The sequence below is a fragment of the Fibrobacter sp. UWB10 genome (genome assembly GCF_900182935.1).
Classification (GTDB): Bacteria; Fibrobacterota; Fibrobacteria; order Fibrobacterales; family Fibrobacteraceae; genus Fibrobacter; species Fibrobacter succinogenes_O.
Genome location: NZ_FXUE01000002.1, coordinates 37,972 through 53,267, shown reverse-complemented (window position 1 = coordinate 53,267; position 15,296 = coordinate 37,972). Strand labels below are relative to the sequence as shown.

Below are 15,296 nucleotides of genomic sequence, written 5' to 3'. Positions count from 1 at the left end.
ACTACCTCACATATTTCCGTGCTTCCAGGAAAACATCAAGCATTGTCTTGAACGATTCAGGAACCTTGTTGCCAAACTTGTTCAAATCTTGTTTTATAATATCTAATCGGTCTGGATCATTGGAAACAGCATTCAACATTTCTTCATAAAGTGAAGCTGTTACAGAGGAGTCTTTTCCGAGAACTTTGTTTCCTAAGAGCCGTTCCTGTTCCTTTTTATTGAAAAGAATTTCTTGGGGATGGTCGGATAAAAGGATGGATACGTAGTTGATAAACTTGTTCTCCGTATCTACGATACTCTGGAATATGGCATTATCACGTTCTTCGGGAATCCCCTCTGTGCGGATTTTTACGACAGAACGTTGTTGTGTCTTCGGGTCTTTTCCGGCCGTCAAGATATAGAATTCCGACAAGTCCTTCAAAAGCATTCCCGAAATCTTCGTTTCGGCTGAAACTTCAATATAGGGCTTGTTTGCAGGACCTTGCAACGGCGTTATGAACACATCGACATCCCACTCGCATTTTTTGAAGTAGACAATTGTGTCATATTGGTCCCCGGTCTTTACCACTTTGGCATGATCTATATTGCGAATGGCTTCGCCAAAGGCAATTTCTTCTGCGGTTAATTCTCTTGCGCAGTCATCGGCAAATATGGTGTCTACAGGAACATACTGGTTTTCTTCTTCACCTAGCATGGTTTCCTTGAATTTGTCGAAACTAGCCTTATAAGGCATATAATGCAAACGCAAAAGTAGTTCCGTATTACGGTTAAAAGCATTATGCGTTGCGTTTGCTGAGCCTAGATAAAGGTTGTTATTGCCGTCCTTTGAAACGAAATACATTTTTGCATGTAAATCAACTTTTGCTTCTTCGTCGTCTATAAGGTTCTCATTTACGGCAAAAATGTTGCCTAAGCCCATAAGGTCATGAACGTTTTGAGTTATATTGTTTCGGCGAGTGACAAGATGCTTCCTGTTAGCTTTTTCAAAAAGCCATTTTAGAGTTTTTTCGTCAATAAATGGGGAAAAAACAATCATGTCACGGCCCTGCATTTCATCGTAAACGTTTTCTTGTTTCATTAACCCGTTTATAGCAGGGTTGAAAGCGTAGAATTCGTAATCGTCAAAAGGCTCGTCTACGACAAATTTATCGACACGGCACAAACTGTCACATAGTTTGCGGACCATTTCTCGTTTTTTAGGTGATGCAAATTTTGCTACCCAATCTAGTAAGTTGACTACGGGCATGTATTTCGATTTATTCCTGACACTTCCGGTTACATCGCCTGTTAAAGTTACCACGATATCAAGGCTGTCGTCAAAAGTCAAATTTCGGCTCAAAACCACAAGTTTTATTCTTTGGCATCCTTCTTTATTGACTTCCTGAATTGCCCAAAGTTTTGGATGGAAATTTCCTTTCTGCTTGACAGGAAAAATGCTGTTTTCTAGCAGAGAATATACAGTACGGCAATCTCTTGGCACCTTTATACTACTTGGATTGCAGAAGACTGCGATTTTATCACTACTCTTACGGATTGCAGCCAATAAACAAGCAGGAGATTGCTTGGCAAAGTCTTCTGAATCGCCAAGCATTCCAAAGGAAATGGGAACAGAAATGAGCGTTTCGAGATCCAAAGAATAAGTCAATCCGACCGCAAATTCAACTTCATAGCCGGGCGAATTAAGCATATCTCCATACATCAGACTTTTGAAATACGAGTCAGCCATTGCCCACTCCTAGCCCTTCACAAATTTCATTTACCATTGTCCATGCCGTTTCCCATCGGTATGTAAGATGGTGGTAATGCACTAGATGGTTTGGATCAAAAGAATAGGCCGCAGGATGTCGTAATTTATAGCGAACATTTCCCTTAATATCTCTTTCTCGGTCAACTAAAATATCATCCAATTTTGAAAAATCGCCTGTTGATTTGCCTTCATGCGTCGCGTTTAACGCTTTCTCGCAGAAAAACCGTATACTAGGATCATTCAGATTGCTGCCAAGGAATGAGAAAATTTCACTCAACGTTTCTTTATTATGTACGTCATTTGATTTATCTAATTCTTCCAGAAACTGGTTGTGCAATTCATTCTTTGCCAATTCATTGCCACATCCGTCTGCGTAGATATAATTGTAGCGTACATGCATAGGGAATATAAAGCGAGTGAATTTTCTCGCTAATTCAAGTTGTTTGCGAATGTTCAAGTCTTGAATTTGCGAGATGTCAAAATCTAAAAAACTATTATTTCTGTTTGTAATCTCATCATGTTCCAAAAAATAAGCAAGCAGCGTTTTTCGAGTTTTCTCCGAAGATATAATATGTCGCTTGATAAACAAGGCTTCACTATTGTTCAGCTTTATGTTCATCTTTTTATTAATGTCAAAATTACATGTAGGTTTAGAATAGAAAGCGACGGTTCCATCACCTCCATCATCATCTATTCCACCTTCTTCGGCCTCGTTGCCTCTGTATTTTACGGTTTTTTCATGTCGGGAGTAATCGTAGATCAAATTGTATAGAGATCCGGACTCTTTCATGATGCCGAATGCGACTAATCCTGTCCAATAGATGTACGTTGGATTATACTTGACATACTTGCTGCCTTCAACAACACTGCTGCCTGTGATGCCACCAGTTCCTGGTTCCGAGCCCGCTACAAGATTTTTGGTTAATTTAATTTCTAGCTCTATTATTTTGGCTTTTACATCGCGGGGGCTTTTGTAAGTTTCTTTCTGTGCTAAATGGTACAATTGAGGCAATACTGCAAAATATTTTGCATGGTGTTGCAGTGTTGATATGCCAGGAAATAAAAGGTCGGCGAAAGCGTCCCTAACGCGTCCAATACCTAATTCATCGACGGATCCCTGTTCTCGCAATCGTTGTAGAGCGTTATTTACCCTGCGGCGTTCTTCAGAAGAAAAATGGACAAAACCTATTTCCATATCAAGAAATTTAATAAAAAGTATTCAAGATTATGAAGTTTACTCATGTCAGCTTTGCTTTGCGAACAAATAACGGGGCGTTGCGGGGCCGGCAGGCCCCGCTAGAAGGGGGAGTGAGCAACGTAGTGCGAGCGAGGGGAAGGCATTCCCCATCCAATCAAAAAAATACAAGTTACTATTGACAAACCATTTATTTTGATTTATATTATAGTGTACAAATGTATAGCTTGGCGTTTTTTTTGCTTGTACGTCAAAGGAGTTAATGATGAATAAAAAAACGATGCCGATACGGACGCTAATTTCAGCTAAATCACAAGAAATACGCAGTTTCATCAAAGCAAAAAAATTCTTTTTGGTTTAAACATCCCTGACTTGACAAAAAGTATCCAATTAGATACATTTGGAGAAACTGAATGATTGTAAATCAAACAGCCGAGTTCAAAAAATGGATGCGAAAATTACGTGATTTCCGAGCAAAAGCGCACATTCTCTCCCGATTGACTCAGGTCGAAGAAGGCAATCTAGGAGACTTTAAATCGGTCGGAAACGGTGTTTTAGAGATGCGCATCGATTACGGACCAGGCTACAGACTTTATTTTGCAAAAGACGGCGAAGCAATCGTAATCCTCTTGATTGGAGGCAACAAATCATCGCAGGATTACGACATCATAAAGGCAAAAAACATTTGGCAAGGAATCAAAAATGAAAAAAAATGAAATCACACATTTGGACATCGCGGAATACCTTGACAGCGAGGAAATGGTTGCCGAATATCTCAATTTGATTTGTCGAGAAAATGATCCGGCTCTGTTACTGCGGGCAATTGGACATGTAGCCCGTAGCAAAGGAATGGCAAAAATCGCCGAGGTATCCGGACTAGGTCGGGAAAGTCTCTACAAGGCTCTTGATGAAAAGGCCCACCCACGTTTTGAAACAGTATTCAAAGTACTTGCCGCCTTGGGAATTCAAATGCAGCTTATTCCCAAGGTCAAATTCAGGCGTAAGCGAAGTTCCGTGCCTTGCGCCGTTGCCGAAAAGCGGAAAGTATATAAGGTCTAGAGCGAAAGACCAAGGCTTTCCCCTCCCCTTTTTGTATAATCCTTTTTGCCATAATGTGTGAGAATTTCTAAATTTGCCCGCACTATGGAAACTCGTTACAATTCTAAAGATGTGGAAGCCCGATGGCATAAAACCTGGGCAGAGAATAACAGTTTTGCACCCAGCGGAAAGGGCGAACCGTTCTCGGTCGTGATTCCGCCCCCGAACGTTACCGGCGCACTCCATTTGGGACATGCGCTGAACGATACGCTCCAGGACATTTTGGTACGCTACCGCCGTAAGACGGGCCGCGACACGCTGTGGATTCCGGGTACGGACCACGCCGGTATCGCCACGCAGGCAGTCGTCGAAAAGCGCCTTTTCCAGGACGAACACAAGACCCGCCACGACATCGGCCGCGACGCGCTGGTGGAACGCATCTGGAAATGGAAGGACGAATACGAAGCCCGCATCACGAAGCAGCTCAAGAGCCTGGGCGTCAGCTGCGACTGGAGCCGTCAGCGCTTCACGCTCGACCCGGTCTGCGCGAAGGCCGTGCGTCACGCCTTCTTCAACCTGTTCAAGAAGGGCCTGATTTACCGTGGCAAACGCCTGGTGAACTGGGATACCAAGCTCCAGACCGCCGTTGCCGACGACGAAATCTACTACGAACACGTGAAGGGCCACTTCTGGACATTCAAGTATCCTCTGGCCGACGGTTCGGGATTTATCCCCGTTTCGACAACCCGTCCGGAAACGATCATGGGCGATACCGCCCTCGCCGTGCACCCGAACGACGAACGCTATGCGCAGTACATCGGCAAGATGCTGAAGGTGCCGTTCGTTGACCGCGAAATCCCGGTGATTGCCGACGCTATCTTGGTGGACAAGGACTTCGGTACGGGTTCCGTGAAGGTGACTCCGGCTCATGACCCGAACGACTATGCGACGGGTCTGCGCCACAAGCTCCCGATGATCAACATCATGAACGATGACGGCAGCTTGAACGAAAACGCCGGCAAGTTCCAGGGTCTCAAGGGCCAGGCCGCACGCGACGCCGTGGTGGCTGGTCTCGAAGAACTCGGACTTTTGATCAAGGTGGAAGACCACGAAATGGACGTGGGCCACTCCGACCGTTCCAAGACTGTGATTGAGCCGTACCTCAGCGACCAGTGGTTCGTGAAGATGGACGTGCTCGCCGAAAACGCGATGAACGCCGTGAAGTCGGGCGAAATCAAGATTATCCCCGAACGTTACGCCAACAAGTATCTGGACTGGCTTGCCGAAAAGCGCGACTGGTGCATCAGCCGTCAGCTCTGGTGGGGCCACCGCATTCCTATCTGGCACACCGACGCTAGCGAAGACGAACTGAAGGCCGCATTCGCGGGCCGCGACGACATCTACTTCTACAAGGCCGAAAACGGCGGTTACCTGGTGTGCAGCCAGGAAGAAGACCTGAAGGAAGATGCTGTTCCGGGTCGCGTGCTCAAGCAGGAAGAAGACGTGCTCGACACGTGGTTCTCCAGTGGCTTGTGGCCGCACTCCACCATGGGCTGGCCGGAAAATACCGACACGCTCAAGCGCTACTACCCCACCAGCGTGCTCGTGACGAGCCGCGACATCATTACGCTGTGGGTCGCCCGCATGGTGCTCTTTAGCCAGGAAAACATGGGTACGGTTCCGTTCCACACGGTGTACATCCACCCGAAGATTCTGGACGGCAATGGCCAGACCATGAGCAAGTCCAAGGGCAACGGCGTGGACCCGATGGATATCGAAGAGAAGTACGGTACCGACGCCCTGCGCTTTGTGATGGCAAGCCTCTGCACCGACAACCAGGACGTGCGCCTGCCGGTGAAGAAGGAAAAGCAGCCGGATGGCCGCGAAATCAACACCAGCGAAAAGTTCGAAATCGGCCGTAACTTCAGCAACAAGCTGTGGAACGCCTGCCGCTTCCTTTACCCGCAGCTGGAACAGGCCGGTGCGCTTGCCGCCGAACTCCCGATGGACAAGAACTTGTTCGCGCTCGAAGACAAGTGGATTTTGAGCCGCCTGCAGACGACCATCAAGGATGCCACCCGCATGCTCGAAGAATACCACTTCGCCGAGCTCGCCGGGTTCCTGTACCGCTTCGTGTGGGACGACGTCTGCTCCAGCTACCTGGAAATCAAGAAGTCCGTGATCAACAGCGAGACGCTCACCGCCGAAAAGAAGAACGCCATGGCCATCCTCAGCTACGTGCTGAAGAACGTGCTTGACCTGCTCCACCCGGTGATGCCGTTCATCACCGAAGAGCTCAACAGCATCCTGTTCCAGGGCAGCGAAATGGTGATCAGCCGCGCATGGCCCAAGGCCGACGAATCGCTCATTGACGCGAAGATCGAAGCCGCATTCGACCAGGCATTCGCCGTGGTGGAAAGCGTGCGTGGCGTGCGTGGCCGCTACAACGTGAGCCCCGCCACCAAGCTCAGCGCCGTGGTGAGCGTGGACGACGCCGCGACGGAAGCAAGCGTGAAGGACTGCATGGCAATCATCACCGAACTTTCGGGTCTTTCTGACCTGAGCGTTGCCGTGAAGGCCGCCAAGCCGAAGTTCAGCGCCAGTGCCGTGGTGCCCGGTGGCGAACTCTACATCCCGCTGGAAGGCATCCTCGACCCGGCAGCAGAAATCGCCCGCCTCGAAAAGGAAATCGAGAAGGCCAAGGCATTCGCTGCCAGCATCGAGAAGAAGCTTTCGAACCAGAAGTTCGTCAGTGGCGCCCCCGAAGCAGTCGTGAACGCCGAAAGGACGAAGCTCGCTACGCAGAGAGAAATTATTGCAAAGGATGAAGCAGCCCTTAAGGACTTGCAATAATTTCTCGACAGGACAAATGCGTAGGGCGAGAGTCGCAGCCATGCTTGCATGGATATGACCGAGCCCAGCATTTGGTACTTGAGCGAAGCGAAAGTACACATTATTGCTAAAAATGAGGCTGCACTTAAGGAACTTAAGTAGTCGCAGCGACAATCCAATTTAAAGAGGTGCCCCATGCGGGCACCTCTTTTCATTTTTCATTGACTCAAATCACTCGTTTTTGACAGGCTCGAAAATTGCTCTCTTTTTTTACTATTTTCTGGAGATAGACTAAAAGGAGAAAAGAGTATGAATTTCACCAAAATTCTATTTGCAGGCGTATTTGCCGCTAGCATCGGAGCCACAACCTTACAGGCTGCAGAATGTAACGTCACCCACCATCAAGGCACAGGTGGCAGCACTGATCCTTACCTAGGGTACCCGGCGACAGCGCTCTACCTGTTCGAGGACAGCTATCTGGACCTTTCCAAAATGAGCCAGCGCGAGCCCGCCGTCAAGAACGCCTCCGGCACCGATACGGCATGGGTGTACAGATCCGAACTGGATTCCACCATGATCGTGATTGTCACCGAGAAGGTGGTCAAGGTGGCACGAGTCACCTATTCTGAAGACGAGAGCACACGCGCAGACTCGCTTTTCACTGTGAAGCACAAAGACGTGTACAAAGACGAGTTTCCGCGCCTGCAGAATGCCGGCGTTTTCAGGGGCACGGCGGAACAGGCGGATTCCCTCGTGACGCATGTATTTGAATTGTGCCAGCGGTTCTACAGCAAAGATCTCGGTTACGCCGGTTGCGAATTCAATCCGCCCGAAAAGGGCAGGAAAGACGTCGACATGGTCGACATGCCTCTTGCACTTGCAGCCGTTGCCGGCGAGTTCACCATCCTTCTCGATACGCTGAACACTTGCCCAGATTACAAGTTCCCCGCCGAGGATATTACAGCGCTGCAAATTTCAAGACTACCCCGAGAAGCCAAATTCACTCGAGTTGGTTCCAACCGCTACCATATCGCAGATGTCGCGAGCAACACTCCGTACAAGGCTTTCAGCCTGAACGGTCAATTGATAGAACGCGGCATCTTGAACGACGGCATTTTTACAGCAAAAAAATTACCCGTCATTCTGATGTTGAATAACGGGCGAAGCATTTACTTGAAAGACTAACGTTATTTCTGAAATTCGTCGAATTCGCCGTCTTCCCACTCGCGCCTATACTGTTCGCAATCTTCTTTGTACTCATTCGCATGCTGCGCAAGATGATCTATGGGTGCGTCCTGGAAAGATATTACAAAGTAAGAGACTCCGTTTTCGCAGTATGTTTCGGTAAAATTCTTCTTCCTTGACTTTTCTTCGATACCCTGTTCGAATTCAAGGCACATAGCCCTTTTATTATATGAATTCAAATTGTAATAGGATTCTTCATAATATTGCGTACCATTACCGGCTTCATCAAAAGCAATTCTTTCTACATGTCCCTTGTAGTTCGGAATATTCACCTTGATCTGCCCAAAGGTTTTACCATCTTCATCGGTTCCACTAGTTACTTCACAATAAAAGTCCGGATCGCCATTTTGGGGGAAGCTACTTTTTGCAGAAGTTTTTCCATCGTTAGACAAATTTGAATCGGACACTCCGGATGAAGAATCTCCGCACGCTGTAAAGGCTAGCGCAAACACCAAGAATCCGAGGGCGAAAAGACTTTTTCTCATAAAACTCCTTTATTACATTATAAGCTTACAAACTTGCGCATGCTCATGTAGGTCGCCGCAATACTCAATAAGACCGACACGACAAGCGTTACAATAGGCACGAAGAGCCCACTCAAAAAGGCCTCGTGACCGAGCTGCACCAACAGCAAGAGCGGCACGATAAGGAACAACGTAATATGCGTCGCTGCACGAACCGTCTTGACTCGCAAAGACACAACCAAGGCAAACGAGGTCGTGAGAAGGACTGCCGAAAGCGCCCCAAGAACGGACGCCACCGCAGACATCGTCGAAATTTCAGGATGCGACACCCAGTAGCCGAGCTGCGCAAGCAATGCAAAAACCACCGGGAACGGAAGGATTGCCAAGAGCTTTCCCCAAAAGAGTTTTGCCGGCGCAATGGGGGCTAGCTGTAAAAGTTCAAGCGAATTGCGTTCGCGCTCGCCCGCGAAGGAATCCCCTGCCAAAGGCGAACCCATGGGCGCCATGAGGCAACCGAGCAAGAGCATCATGTAGCCCTGCATGCCCTGCATAATCTGCCCGCCGTAACGCGACACGGCAATGCCCTGGCTTGCCGCCAGAATCACCGGCGGAATGATGAACGGAATCCAGAAGCGCGGGTCCCTAAAAATCAGTCGAAGTTCATGTTTAAATACGTGGAGCATAGATTTAACTCCAATGTAGCAAATAATTCTAGGGTCGCGATTTTCTATATTTGGGCTGCCTTAAACCAAGGAGACTTTATGGCCGCACAAGGTGAACATAACAAATGGATTGCCCTCGCCCTTTGCATTTTGCTCGGTTACCTGGGACTGCACCGTTTTTACGAAGGTAAAATCTGGACTGGAATCCTTTGGCTTTGCACAGGCGGTCTCTGTGGCGTAGGTGTCGTTGTCGACGCGATTCTTATCGTGATGAAACCGGAACACTACTAATTCAGAATTCGGAATTCAGAGTTCGGAATTAAAAATTCTAGAACTAAGTATCGGGAATCAAATTATATATGAAACATTTATTCGTTATCGCGACGGGAAATCCCGGGAAGATTAGGGATTTTGCGCACATTCTCGGAACCGAGAATAAGGAATTCAAGACGCTCAAGGACATTGGATTCACTGACGACATTGTTGAAGACGGCGATTCATTCGAAGCAAACGCCATCATCAAGTCTAGCACAGTGGCCAAGTGGCTTTGCGAAAAGCATATCGAAGCAAGCGTGCTTGCAGACGATTCCGGCTTGGAAGTATTCGCATTGAACGGTGAACCGGGCATTTACAGCGCCCGCTACTGCGGCTACCATGGCAACGATCAAGCGAACAACGACAAGCTCATGCAAAAGCTCGAAGGCGTCAAAGACCGCAGCGCCCGCTATTTCTGCGCGCTCTCTTACCAGAAAGTCGCCGAAGTGGACGGCAAATGGACCGTGAGCGAGCCCAAGATTTACGAAGGCGAATGCCGCGGACAAATCAACTTCGCCCCCGTTGGCGACATGGGATTCGGTTACGACCCGCTATTCGTTCCCGACGGATTCGACCGCACCTTCGCTCAAATGGAACTTGCGGAAAAGAAAGGCATCAGCCACCGCGGAAATGCCATCCGCGCCATGAAAGCGGATTTAGAAGGCAGAACTTAGTTAGCAGAACTTAGTTGATTTTGCAAAAAAAGAAACCCGACAAAAAGCCGGGTTCTTTTTTTTGATATTTTAGGTTCTGCGATTAAAACCAGCGCCAGGTCAGGCCGAAGAGCACCATGCTCTTGTACTGAGCGTCTTCGTCGAGATCCCAGTCGTAGGCCATATCAAAGCCAACCTGGAGTTCAACGAGCGGTGCAATCATCACAGAGAGCAAGTTTTCCCAAAGGCCATCGATCTTTTCGACACCTTCAAAGTTGCAGAAGGCCCACAGACGGGTCTTGAAGCTCACAATGTCAGAGAAAGCATACTTGGCTTCGGTGATAGATTCGAGACCGGGTTCGTCACGGAACTTTTCAAACTTCTTGGTGTCCGGATCGTCTGCATAGCCGTAACCGTGAGAAATGGTCATGCGGTTAGCAAAGCCGAGGCGCTGAGAGAAGTTTTCGTTCGGGATGTAAGCAAGACCGGCAACCTGAGTTTCGTAGGCCGGATCCATGAAGCTAGAAATATCCTTCTTGACTTCGTTACCTTCTTCGTCTTCGCTGTATTCATAACCCTTCATGAACTGGGTTTCGAAACGGTTACCAATGTAAGGTTTCAGAACTTCGCTCAAATTGAAGTCAAGCATAGATTCCCAGAAGAGGCGGTCACTGGACTTGCGCTTACCCACGCCCTTAGTCCAAGTCTGGCCGAGATCGATGTCGATGAGGTTACGCCAGTTGGCGACCTTCCACTTACCCTGCACGTCGGCATCGTAAGTCACGAGCCAAGTGTAGTTCGAGGTACCGTCCTTCTGCCAATTGCTGAAGTTGTACCAGTTATAGCGAACTGCTGCGACAACGTCGGCAGTCCAGTTTTCCGGGAGAGCCCCTTCGAACATGCCACCTTCAGCCATTGCAGGAGCGGCGAAAGCGCAAGCAAATGCGCAAGCCTTGATAAGTGATTTCATCTTCATATTGATTCCTTTTTTGTGGCCCGTGCTACGGCGAGCCGAGTTTTACACAAAACAATATAGGAATAAAAACAGGTTTTTGCGAGTATAATTATATGTTTTGGCTATATTTGAACTATGTTTCGCGCTGTTTTTAGAACTCTATTTTTTGTAGTCCTTTTTGTCACGGTCATTAGCCACGCTAGTGAATGGCGTTTTAGCATTGGCGCAGGCCTTCGCAACCAAACGCCAGTTGTACTGATTGGTGGCGTCGGTTACAGCAATTTAATGCTTTACGTACAAGGAATGGGTTTTCACAACGGGCCTAACGACTATTGGTGCGGCGTTCGCGGGAGTTTGCTTTGGACCTTTTTCAAGGATTTCCCGTTCCACATGGATGCAGGCGTTAGCGGTGGCTACGAATACGCCGAGTCTCCAAACGAAATGCACCGAGCCCTAAACAAGGCAAACAACGCGATGTATGCGTTGCCTTACAACTACAAAGAAACCGCCGACATTTCGATAGAACTTTGGACGCACTTTTACGGGCTGTACACACAAATTAGCGTACCCGTTAATCGCTACAGAGAACATGACACCAAGAAGCTCCTATGGGGAGCTGGGTACATGTACGAATTTTAGTAGGAAGTAAGAAGTAAAAAAATCCTCGGTTTTTAAAACCGAGGATTTTTTTGACGAATGTCTTTACCGACTACTTCTTCGGGAGCACAACCGGCTTACCGAAGTCGACGTTGGTCTTGTTGCCAAGCAACAGAGCGCGCGTCTTGAGCGGGAGGCCGTAGCAGCGGATGAAGCCCGTTGCGTCCTTCTGGTCGTACATGTCAACGTCGGTGAATCCACCGAGGCCCATGTCGTAGAGGCTGTAGGGGCTCTTGATGCCAGCCGGAATGATGTTACCCTTATAGAGCTTGAGGGTCACGTCACCGGTAACAACCTTGTTCACTTCAGCGAAGAAGGCGTCCATAGCCTGGCGGAGCGGAGTGAACCACTGGCCATTGTACACGAGGTTCGCGTACGTCATAGACATCTTCTGGGCTTCGAACAAAGTTTCCTTGTCGAGCACGAGCTGCTGCAGGCATTCGTGAGCCTTGTACAGGAGCGTGCCACCCGGAGTTTCGTACACGCCGCGGCTCTTGAGGCCGACGAGGCGGTTTTCAACGATGTCCAAGAGACCGCAAGCGTTCTTGCCGCCAATTTTGTTCAGGTATTCGAGGAGTTCGACAGCACCCATCTTCTTGCCGTCGATAGCCACCGGATTACCCTTATCGAAGGTAATCGTCACGTGATCAGCCTTGTTCGGGGCCTTTTCATACGTGTTGGTGTGCTTGAGGAATTCGTACTTGTGTTCCTGTTCCGGGAATTCCAAAACGCCACCTTCGTGAGAGAGGTGCCACAGGTTACCGTCTTCGGAGTAAATCTTCTTCTTGCTGATGCCGTTCAGCGGAATCTTGTGAGCGGCAGCGTAGTCGATAGCGTCTTCGCGGCTATGGAACGTCCACTTCGGGTCCTTCCACGGAGCGATGATTTCGAGCTTCGGGTTGAGAGCGGCGTAGGTCAGTTCGAAACGGACCTGGTCGTTACCCTTACCGGTAGCACCGTGAGCAACAGCGTAGGCACCTTCCTTTTCAGCAATCTTAACCTGGTACTTGGCGATGAGCGGACGGGCGAAAGAAGTACCCAGGAGGTAGGTACCTTCGTACTTGGCACCGGCGCGAACGGTCGGCCAAACGTAGTCTTCAAGGAATTCCTTCTTGAGGTCAAGAACGTAGCACTTGGAAGCGCCAGTCTTGAGAGCCTTGTCTTCGAGGGCCTTAGCGTCCGGGAAGTCGTTCTGACCGAGGTCGGCAGCGAAAGCGATCACTTCGCAGTCGTAGTTTTCCTTGAGCCAGGGGATGATGATGGAAGTATCGAGTCCACCGCTATAAGCGAGGACAACCTTCTTCTTGGATTCTTTCTTAGCCATTTTTAGCGTCCTTTAAGAAAATTTTAGACAAGTCAAATATAGAAACTTTTATTTCTTTTTTGTAGAGGCTTTCGCGGGAGCTTTCGCTGACTTTTCAGAGGTCTTCGACGAATTTTTCTCCGCAGCCTTTTCGGGCTTTTTGTCCAGGTTTTTAGCCGAGCCTTTTTCTATAGATTTTTCCGATGCCTTGGAGCCCTTGGCGGAGCTGTCTTTCGGCGGCGGGGCCATCAGCTGGCGCAATGAATCCACCAGCACGCTGTCCTTCTTGGGGAACATGTTCTGGTAAATCACGGCACGGCGCTTGGCCATGAATTGGCTTTCGCGCATGTGCGGGTGGTGTTTGCCCGGGCTTGCGAGCATGGCAGCCAGGTTGATTGCCTGGTCTACACTCAACTTGGCGCAACTCTTCTTGTAATAGGTGCGGCAGGCTTCTTGGCAGCCGAAAATATCTTTTCCCCACTGGGCGTAATTCAAGTACAGTTCCAGAATGCGGTCCTTGCCGAGTTCATGCTCCATCAACAAGGCGTATGCGAGTTCCTTGAACTTGCGGCTGAAGGAACGTTCCCCGCTCAAGAACAGGTTCTTCGCAAGCTGCTGCGTAATCGTAGAGCCTCCGAACTTGGTCTTCCCTGCTATCTGGTTTGCATCCAAGGCTTCTGCAATGGCACGAATGTCAAAGCCCGGGTGGAAATAGAATCCGGCGTCTTCGCTTGCAATAACAGCCTTGCGCAGGTACGGGCTAATAGAATCGAGCGGCACATAGGTATGCTTGATTTCGATATTCGGATTCGAATCGCGCAGAGCTTCCATGTACTTACTCATTTCAGGCTGGGCATCCTTGAGTTGCGCCACACCATCGTAAATATCGTAGCCGTAAATAAAGGCACGGTACAAAGCGTAAGAGGCGGCCACCGAGAAAATGGCAGAATAGATAATCAGAATCAGCAACGCTTGGCGGATAATGAAATTGATCGTTCGGTAAAGCCACTTGAGTATAAACCCAGCTACCTTCGCAAACTTGGTTCCAACGAACCACTTAAAAAAGTCCTTGACCTTACCAAAATACAACTTCACTTTATCCATTACTTCTTTCCTCCGAACCAATCATTGATGTCTTCACCTTCCTTCATGGCCGTGGGCAAGTTTTCCATACCTTCGCCTAAAATTACATTATGAATGCCCGCTTGTGTGAACAAGTTGCCAATATATTCCATACCAGAGCGGCCCGCTTCATCGTGATCCAGACAAAGTACCACATTTTTGTTTCTAAAAAGATTCAACCACTCCACTTTGAAGCTGCGAACGCCAGGAATTCCGACTGCATTAATCTTTTGTCCTAAAAATGTAAGCGTGTCGACCACACCTTCGCACAAATAAACCCAGCCCGGCTTTTGGTCCAGCGCCACCATATTGTACGGGTACGGCACGGTACCGCGCAAGTTGAGTTCCTTAGGCACAACCGTGTTATCGATAGCACGCGATTGGAAATAGAACGCTCTGCGCTGCGGGTCCAGATACGGAAAAATCAACGGGTGCTTGTAGTAACGCAAATGCCCTTTGTCGTTAAAGAGACCCACGTACTTCAGCACCTCTTCGCCAAAGTCCGCCTTAAGGCTGTTGTTCACCTCTTCGTAATTGCTGATGGTGCGCAAAAGCATCTTGTCCCACACGGGCTTGTATATGCGGCGGCGTGCGAGCCACTTGCCAGCAGGCGTGTTATCGACAGGGCTTAAACGCTTGAGGAACGAAAGAATGATTTTCTTGCGGTCGTCTTCAGAAACAAGGGGTGGTTCTTCAGGTTCCTCTGGACGGACTATTTCGGGCATCGGTCGAGTATTCACCGGTGCATGTCCTTGCGCCATCTGTGCACGTTCGGTCAGGCGCTCCATTTCTTTGCGAGCAGAGGGCGGTACCAAGAACGGGTATTGCGCCATAAGCCAGCCGAGCGCTTCGACAAAACTGCAGTCCTTTACAATTTGCACCAACGAAATCACGTCACCACGAACATCGTCGCAAACCCAGCAACGGAACGTTCCACGTTCTTCAGAAATTGAAACCGACGGCGTACGATCACCATGCGTGTGGCGCTGCGGGAAGAAACAACGGCACTTGCCATGGGACACATCTACCCCTAGACTCTGTGCAACGGCAGTAATCGAAATCGCCGACTTAAATTGTTTCAGTTCCTCGTTAGTCATCGCGAGGTAAT

General features: G+C 48.8%; 15 protein-coding genes. 7 read left to right on the top strand and 8 right to left on the bottom strand.

Annotated features, from left to right (window positions below):
- Position 1: 1 nt before the first annotated feature.
- Both QOL41_RS04860 and QOL41_RS04855 read right to left on the bottom strand, forming a co-directional pair.
- Positions 2-1,726, bottom strand: a complete 1,725-nt coding sequence (locus tag QOL41_RS04860) for a phospholipase D family protein (protein WP_283428854.1) — start codon at positions 1,724-1,726, stop codon at positions 2-4.
- Positions 1,719-2,942 carry a DUF6361 family protein gene (locus tag QOL41_RS04855; protein ID WP_283428853.1) on the bottom strand — a complete coding sequence of 408 codons (1,224 nt, stop codon included), beginning with the start codon at positions 2,940-2,942 and terminating at the stop codon, positions 1,719-1,721. Before QOL41_RS04855 ends, QOL41_RS04860 begins: the two co-directional genes overlap by 8 nt.
- Before the next feature lie 413 nt (positions 2,943-3,355).
- Between QOL41_RS04855 and QOL41_RS04850 the strand changes: the two genes are divergently transcribed.
- From QOL41_RS04850 to QOL41_RS04835, 4 genes are all read left to right on the top strand, one after another.
- Positions 3,356-3,658, top strand: coding sequence for a type II toxin-antitoxin system RelE/ParE family toxin (locus QOL41_RS04850; protein ID WP_283428852.1), 303 nt, complete (start codon positions 3,356-3,358; stop codon positions 3,656-3,658).
- A complete protein-coding gene (locus QOL41_RS04845) occupies positions 3,645-4,001 on the top strand; it encodes an addiction module antidote protein (protein WP_283428851.1) in 357 nt (118 codons plus the stop codon). Before QOL41_RS04850 ends, QOL41_RS04845 begins: the two co-directional genes overlap by 14 nt.
- Positions 4,002-4,085: 84 nt before the next feature.
- The gene (locus QOL41_RS04840) at positions 4,086-6,833 is read left to right on the top strand and encodes a valine--tRNA ligase (protein ID WP_283428850.1); all 2,748 of its coding nucleotides are present in this window, start codon (positions 4,086-4,088) and stop codon (positions 6,831-6,833) included.
- Positions 6,834-7,121: 288 nt separating this feature from the next.
- Positions 7,122-7,997: a hypothetical protein gene (locus tag QOL41_RS04835; protein WP_283428849.1), complete on the top strand. Its 876-nt coding sequence runs from the start codon at positions 7,122-7,124 to the stop codon at positions 7,995-7,997.
- A gap of 2 nt (positions 7,998-7,999) precedes the next feature.
- Here the strand turns inward: QOL41_RS04835 and QOL41_RS04830 are convergent, their stop codons facing one another.
- Together QOL41_RS04830 and QOL41_RS04825 are read right to left on the bottom strand one after the other, a co-directional pair.
- Complete coding sequence (locus tag QOL41_RS04830) at positions 8,000-8,542, bottom strand: hypothetical protein (protein WP_283428848.1); 543 nt, start codon at positions 8,540-8,542, stop codon at positions 8,000-8,002.
- A 17-nt stretch (positions 8,543-8,559) separates the two neighbouring features.
- Positions 8,560-9,204 carry an ABC transporter permease gene (locus QOL41_RS04825; RefSeq protein WP_283428847.1) on the bottom strand — a complete coding sequence of 215 codons (645 nt, stop codon included), beginning with the start codon at positions 9,202-9,204 and terminating at the stop codon, positions 8,560-8,562.
- Positions 9,205-9,282: 78 nt separating this feature from the next.
- On the opposite strand from QOL41_RS04825, the gene QOL41_RS04820 reads away from it, so the two are divergent.
- Positions 9,283-9,474, top strand: coding sequence for a TM2 domain-containing protein (locus QOL41_RS04820; protein WP_283428846.1), 192 nt, complete (start codon positions 9,283-9,285; stop codon positions 9,472-9,474).
- A gap of 68 nt (positions 9,475-9,542) precedes the next feature.
- Complete coding sequence (rdgB, locus tag QOL41_RS04815; protein WP_283428845.1) at positions 9,543-10,172, top strand: RdgB/HAM1 family non-canonical purine NTP pyrophosphatase; 630 nt, start codon at positions 9,543-9,545, stop codon at positions 10,170-10,172.
- A gap of 82 nt (positions 10,173-10,254) precedes the next feature.
- Here rdgB and QOL41_RS04810 read toward each other — a convergent pair whose 3' ends face one another.
- Positions 10,255-11,127 (bottom strand): DUF3078 domain-containing protein, encoded by an 873-nt coding sequence (locus QOL41_RS04810; protein ID WP_173653346.1) that lies wholly within the window; start codon positions 11,125-11,127, stop codon positions 10,255-10,257.
- 114 nt (positions 11,128-11,241) lie between these two features.
- On the opposite strand from QOL41_RS04810, the gene QOL41_RS04805 reads away from it, so the two are divergent.
- On the top strand, positions 11,242-11,745 hold the full coding sequence (locus QOL41_RS04805) for a hypothetical protein (RefSeq protein ID WP_173653345.1): 504 nt from the start codon (positions 11,242-11,244) through the stop codon (positions 11,743-11,745).
- Positions 11,746-11,815: 70 nt separating this feature from the next.
- Here QOL41_RS04805 and QOL41_RS04800 read toward each other — a convergent pair whose 3' ends face one another.
- From QOL41_RS04800 to QOL41_RS04790, 3 genes are read right to left on the bottom strand one after another with little or no spacing between them, the layout of a single operon-like run.
- Positions 11,816-13,087 carry an argininosuccinate synthase gene (locus QOL41_RS04800; protein WP_072798409.1) on the bottom strand — a complete coding sequence of 424 codons (1,272 nt, stop codon included), beginning with the start codon at positions 13,085-13,087 and terminating at the stop codon, positions 11,816-11,818.
- Between the two features lie 48 nt (positions 13,088-13,135).
- Positions 13,136-14,170 carry a monofunctional biosynthetic peptidoglycan transglycosylase gene (mtgA, locus tag QOL41_RS04795; RefSeq protein WP_283428844.1) on the bottom strand — a complete coding sequence of 345 codons (1,035 nt, stop codon included), beginning with the start codon at positions 14,168-14,170 and terminating at the stop codon, positions 13,136-13,138.
- Positions 14,170-15,285, bottom strand: coding sequence for a toprim domain-containing protein (locus QOL41_RS04790; RefSeq protein WP_283428843.1), 1,116 nt, complete (start codon positions 15,283-15,285; stop codon positions 14,170-14,172). The genes mtgA and QOL41_RS04790 overlap by 1 nt, the downstream gene beginning before the upstream one ends.
- Between the last annotated feature and the right edge of the window lie 11 nt (positions 15,286-15,296).

Coding starts and splice junctions, on each gene's coding strand:
- mtgA (WP_283428844.1), bottom strand. CDS start 14,170: ATGGATAAAGTGAAGTTGTATTTTGGTAAGGTCAAGGACTTTTTTAAG.
- QOL41_RS04810 (WP_173653346.1), bottom strand. CDS start 11,127: ATGAAGATGAAATCACTTATCAAGGCTTGCGCATTTGCTTGCGCTTTC.
- QOL41_RS04820 (WP_283428846.1), top strand. CDS start 9,283: ATGGCCGCACAAGGTGAACATAACAAATGGATTGCCCTCGCCCTTTGC.
- QOL41_RS04825 (WP_283428847.1), bottom strand. CDS start 9,204: ATGCTCCACGTATTTAAACATGAACTTCGACTGATTTTTAGGGACCCG.
- QOL41_RS04845 (WP_283428851.1), top strand. CDS start 3,645: ATGAAAAAAAATGAAATCACACATTTGGACATCGCGGAATACCTTGAC.
- QOL41_RS04850 (WP_283428852.1), top strand. CDS start 3,356: ATGATTGTAAATCAAACAGCCGAGTTCAAAAAATGGATGCGAAAATTA.
- QOL41_RS04790 (WP_283428843.1), bottom strand. CDS start 15,285: ATGACTAACGAGGAACTGAAACAATTTAAGTCGGCGATTTCGATTACT.
- QOL41_RS04830 (WP_283428848.1), bottom strand. CDS start 8,542: ATGAGAAAAAGTCTTTTCGCCCTCGGATTCTTGGTGTTTGCGCTAGCC.
- QOL41_RS04805 (WP_173653345.1), top strand. CDS start 11,242: ATGTTTCGCGCTGTTTTTAGAACTCTATTTTTTGTAGTCCTTTTTGTC.
- rdgB (WP_283428845.1), top strand. CDS start 9,543: ATGAAACATTTATTCGTTATCGCGACGGGAAATCCCGGGAAGATTAGG.
- QOL41_RS04835 (WP_283428849.1), top strand. CDS start 7,122: ATGAATTTCACCAAAATTCTATTTGCAGGCGTATTTGCCGCTAGCATC.
- QOL41_RS04860 (WP_283428854.1), bottom strand. CDS start 1,726: ATGGCTGACTCGTATTTCAAAAGTCTGATGTATGGAGATATGCTTAAT.
- QOL41_RS04840 (WP_283428850.1), top strand. CDS start 4,086: ATGGAAACTCGTTACAATTCTAAAGATGTGGAAGCCCGATGGCATAAA.
- QOL41_RS04800 (WP_072798409.1), bottom strand. CDS start 13,087: ATGGCTAAGAAAGAATCCAAGAAGAAGGTTGTCCTCGCTTATAGCGGT.
- QOL41_RS04855 (WP_283428853.1), bottom strand. CDS start 2,942: ATGGAAATAGGTTTTGTCCATTTTTCTTCTGAAGAACGCCGCAGGGTA.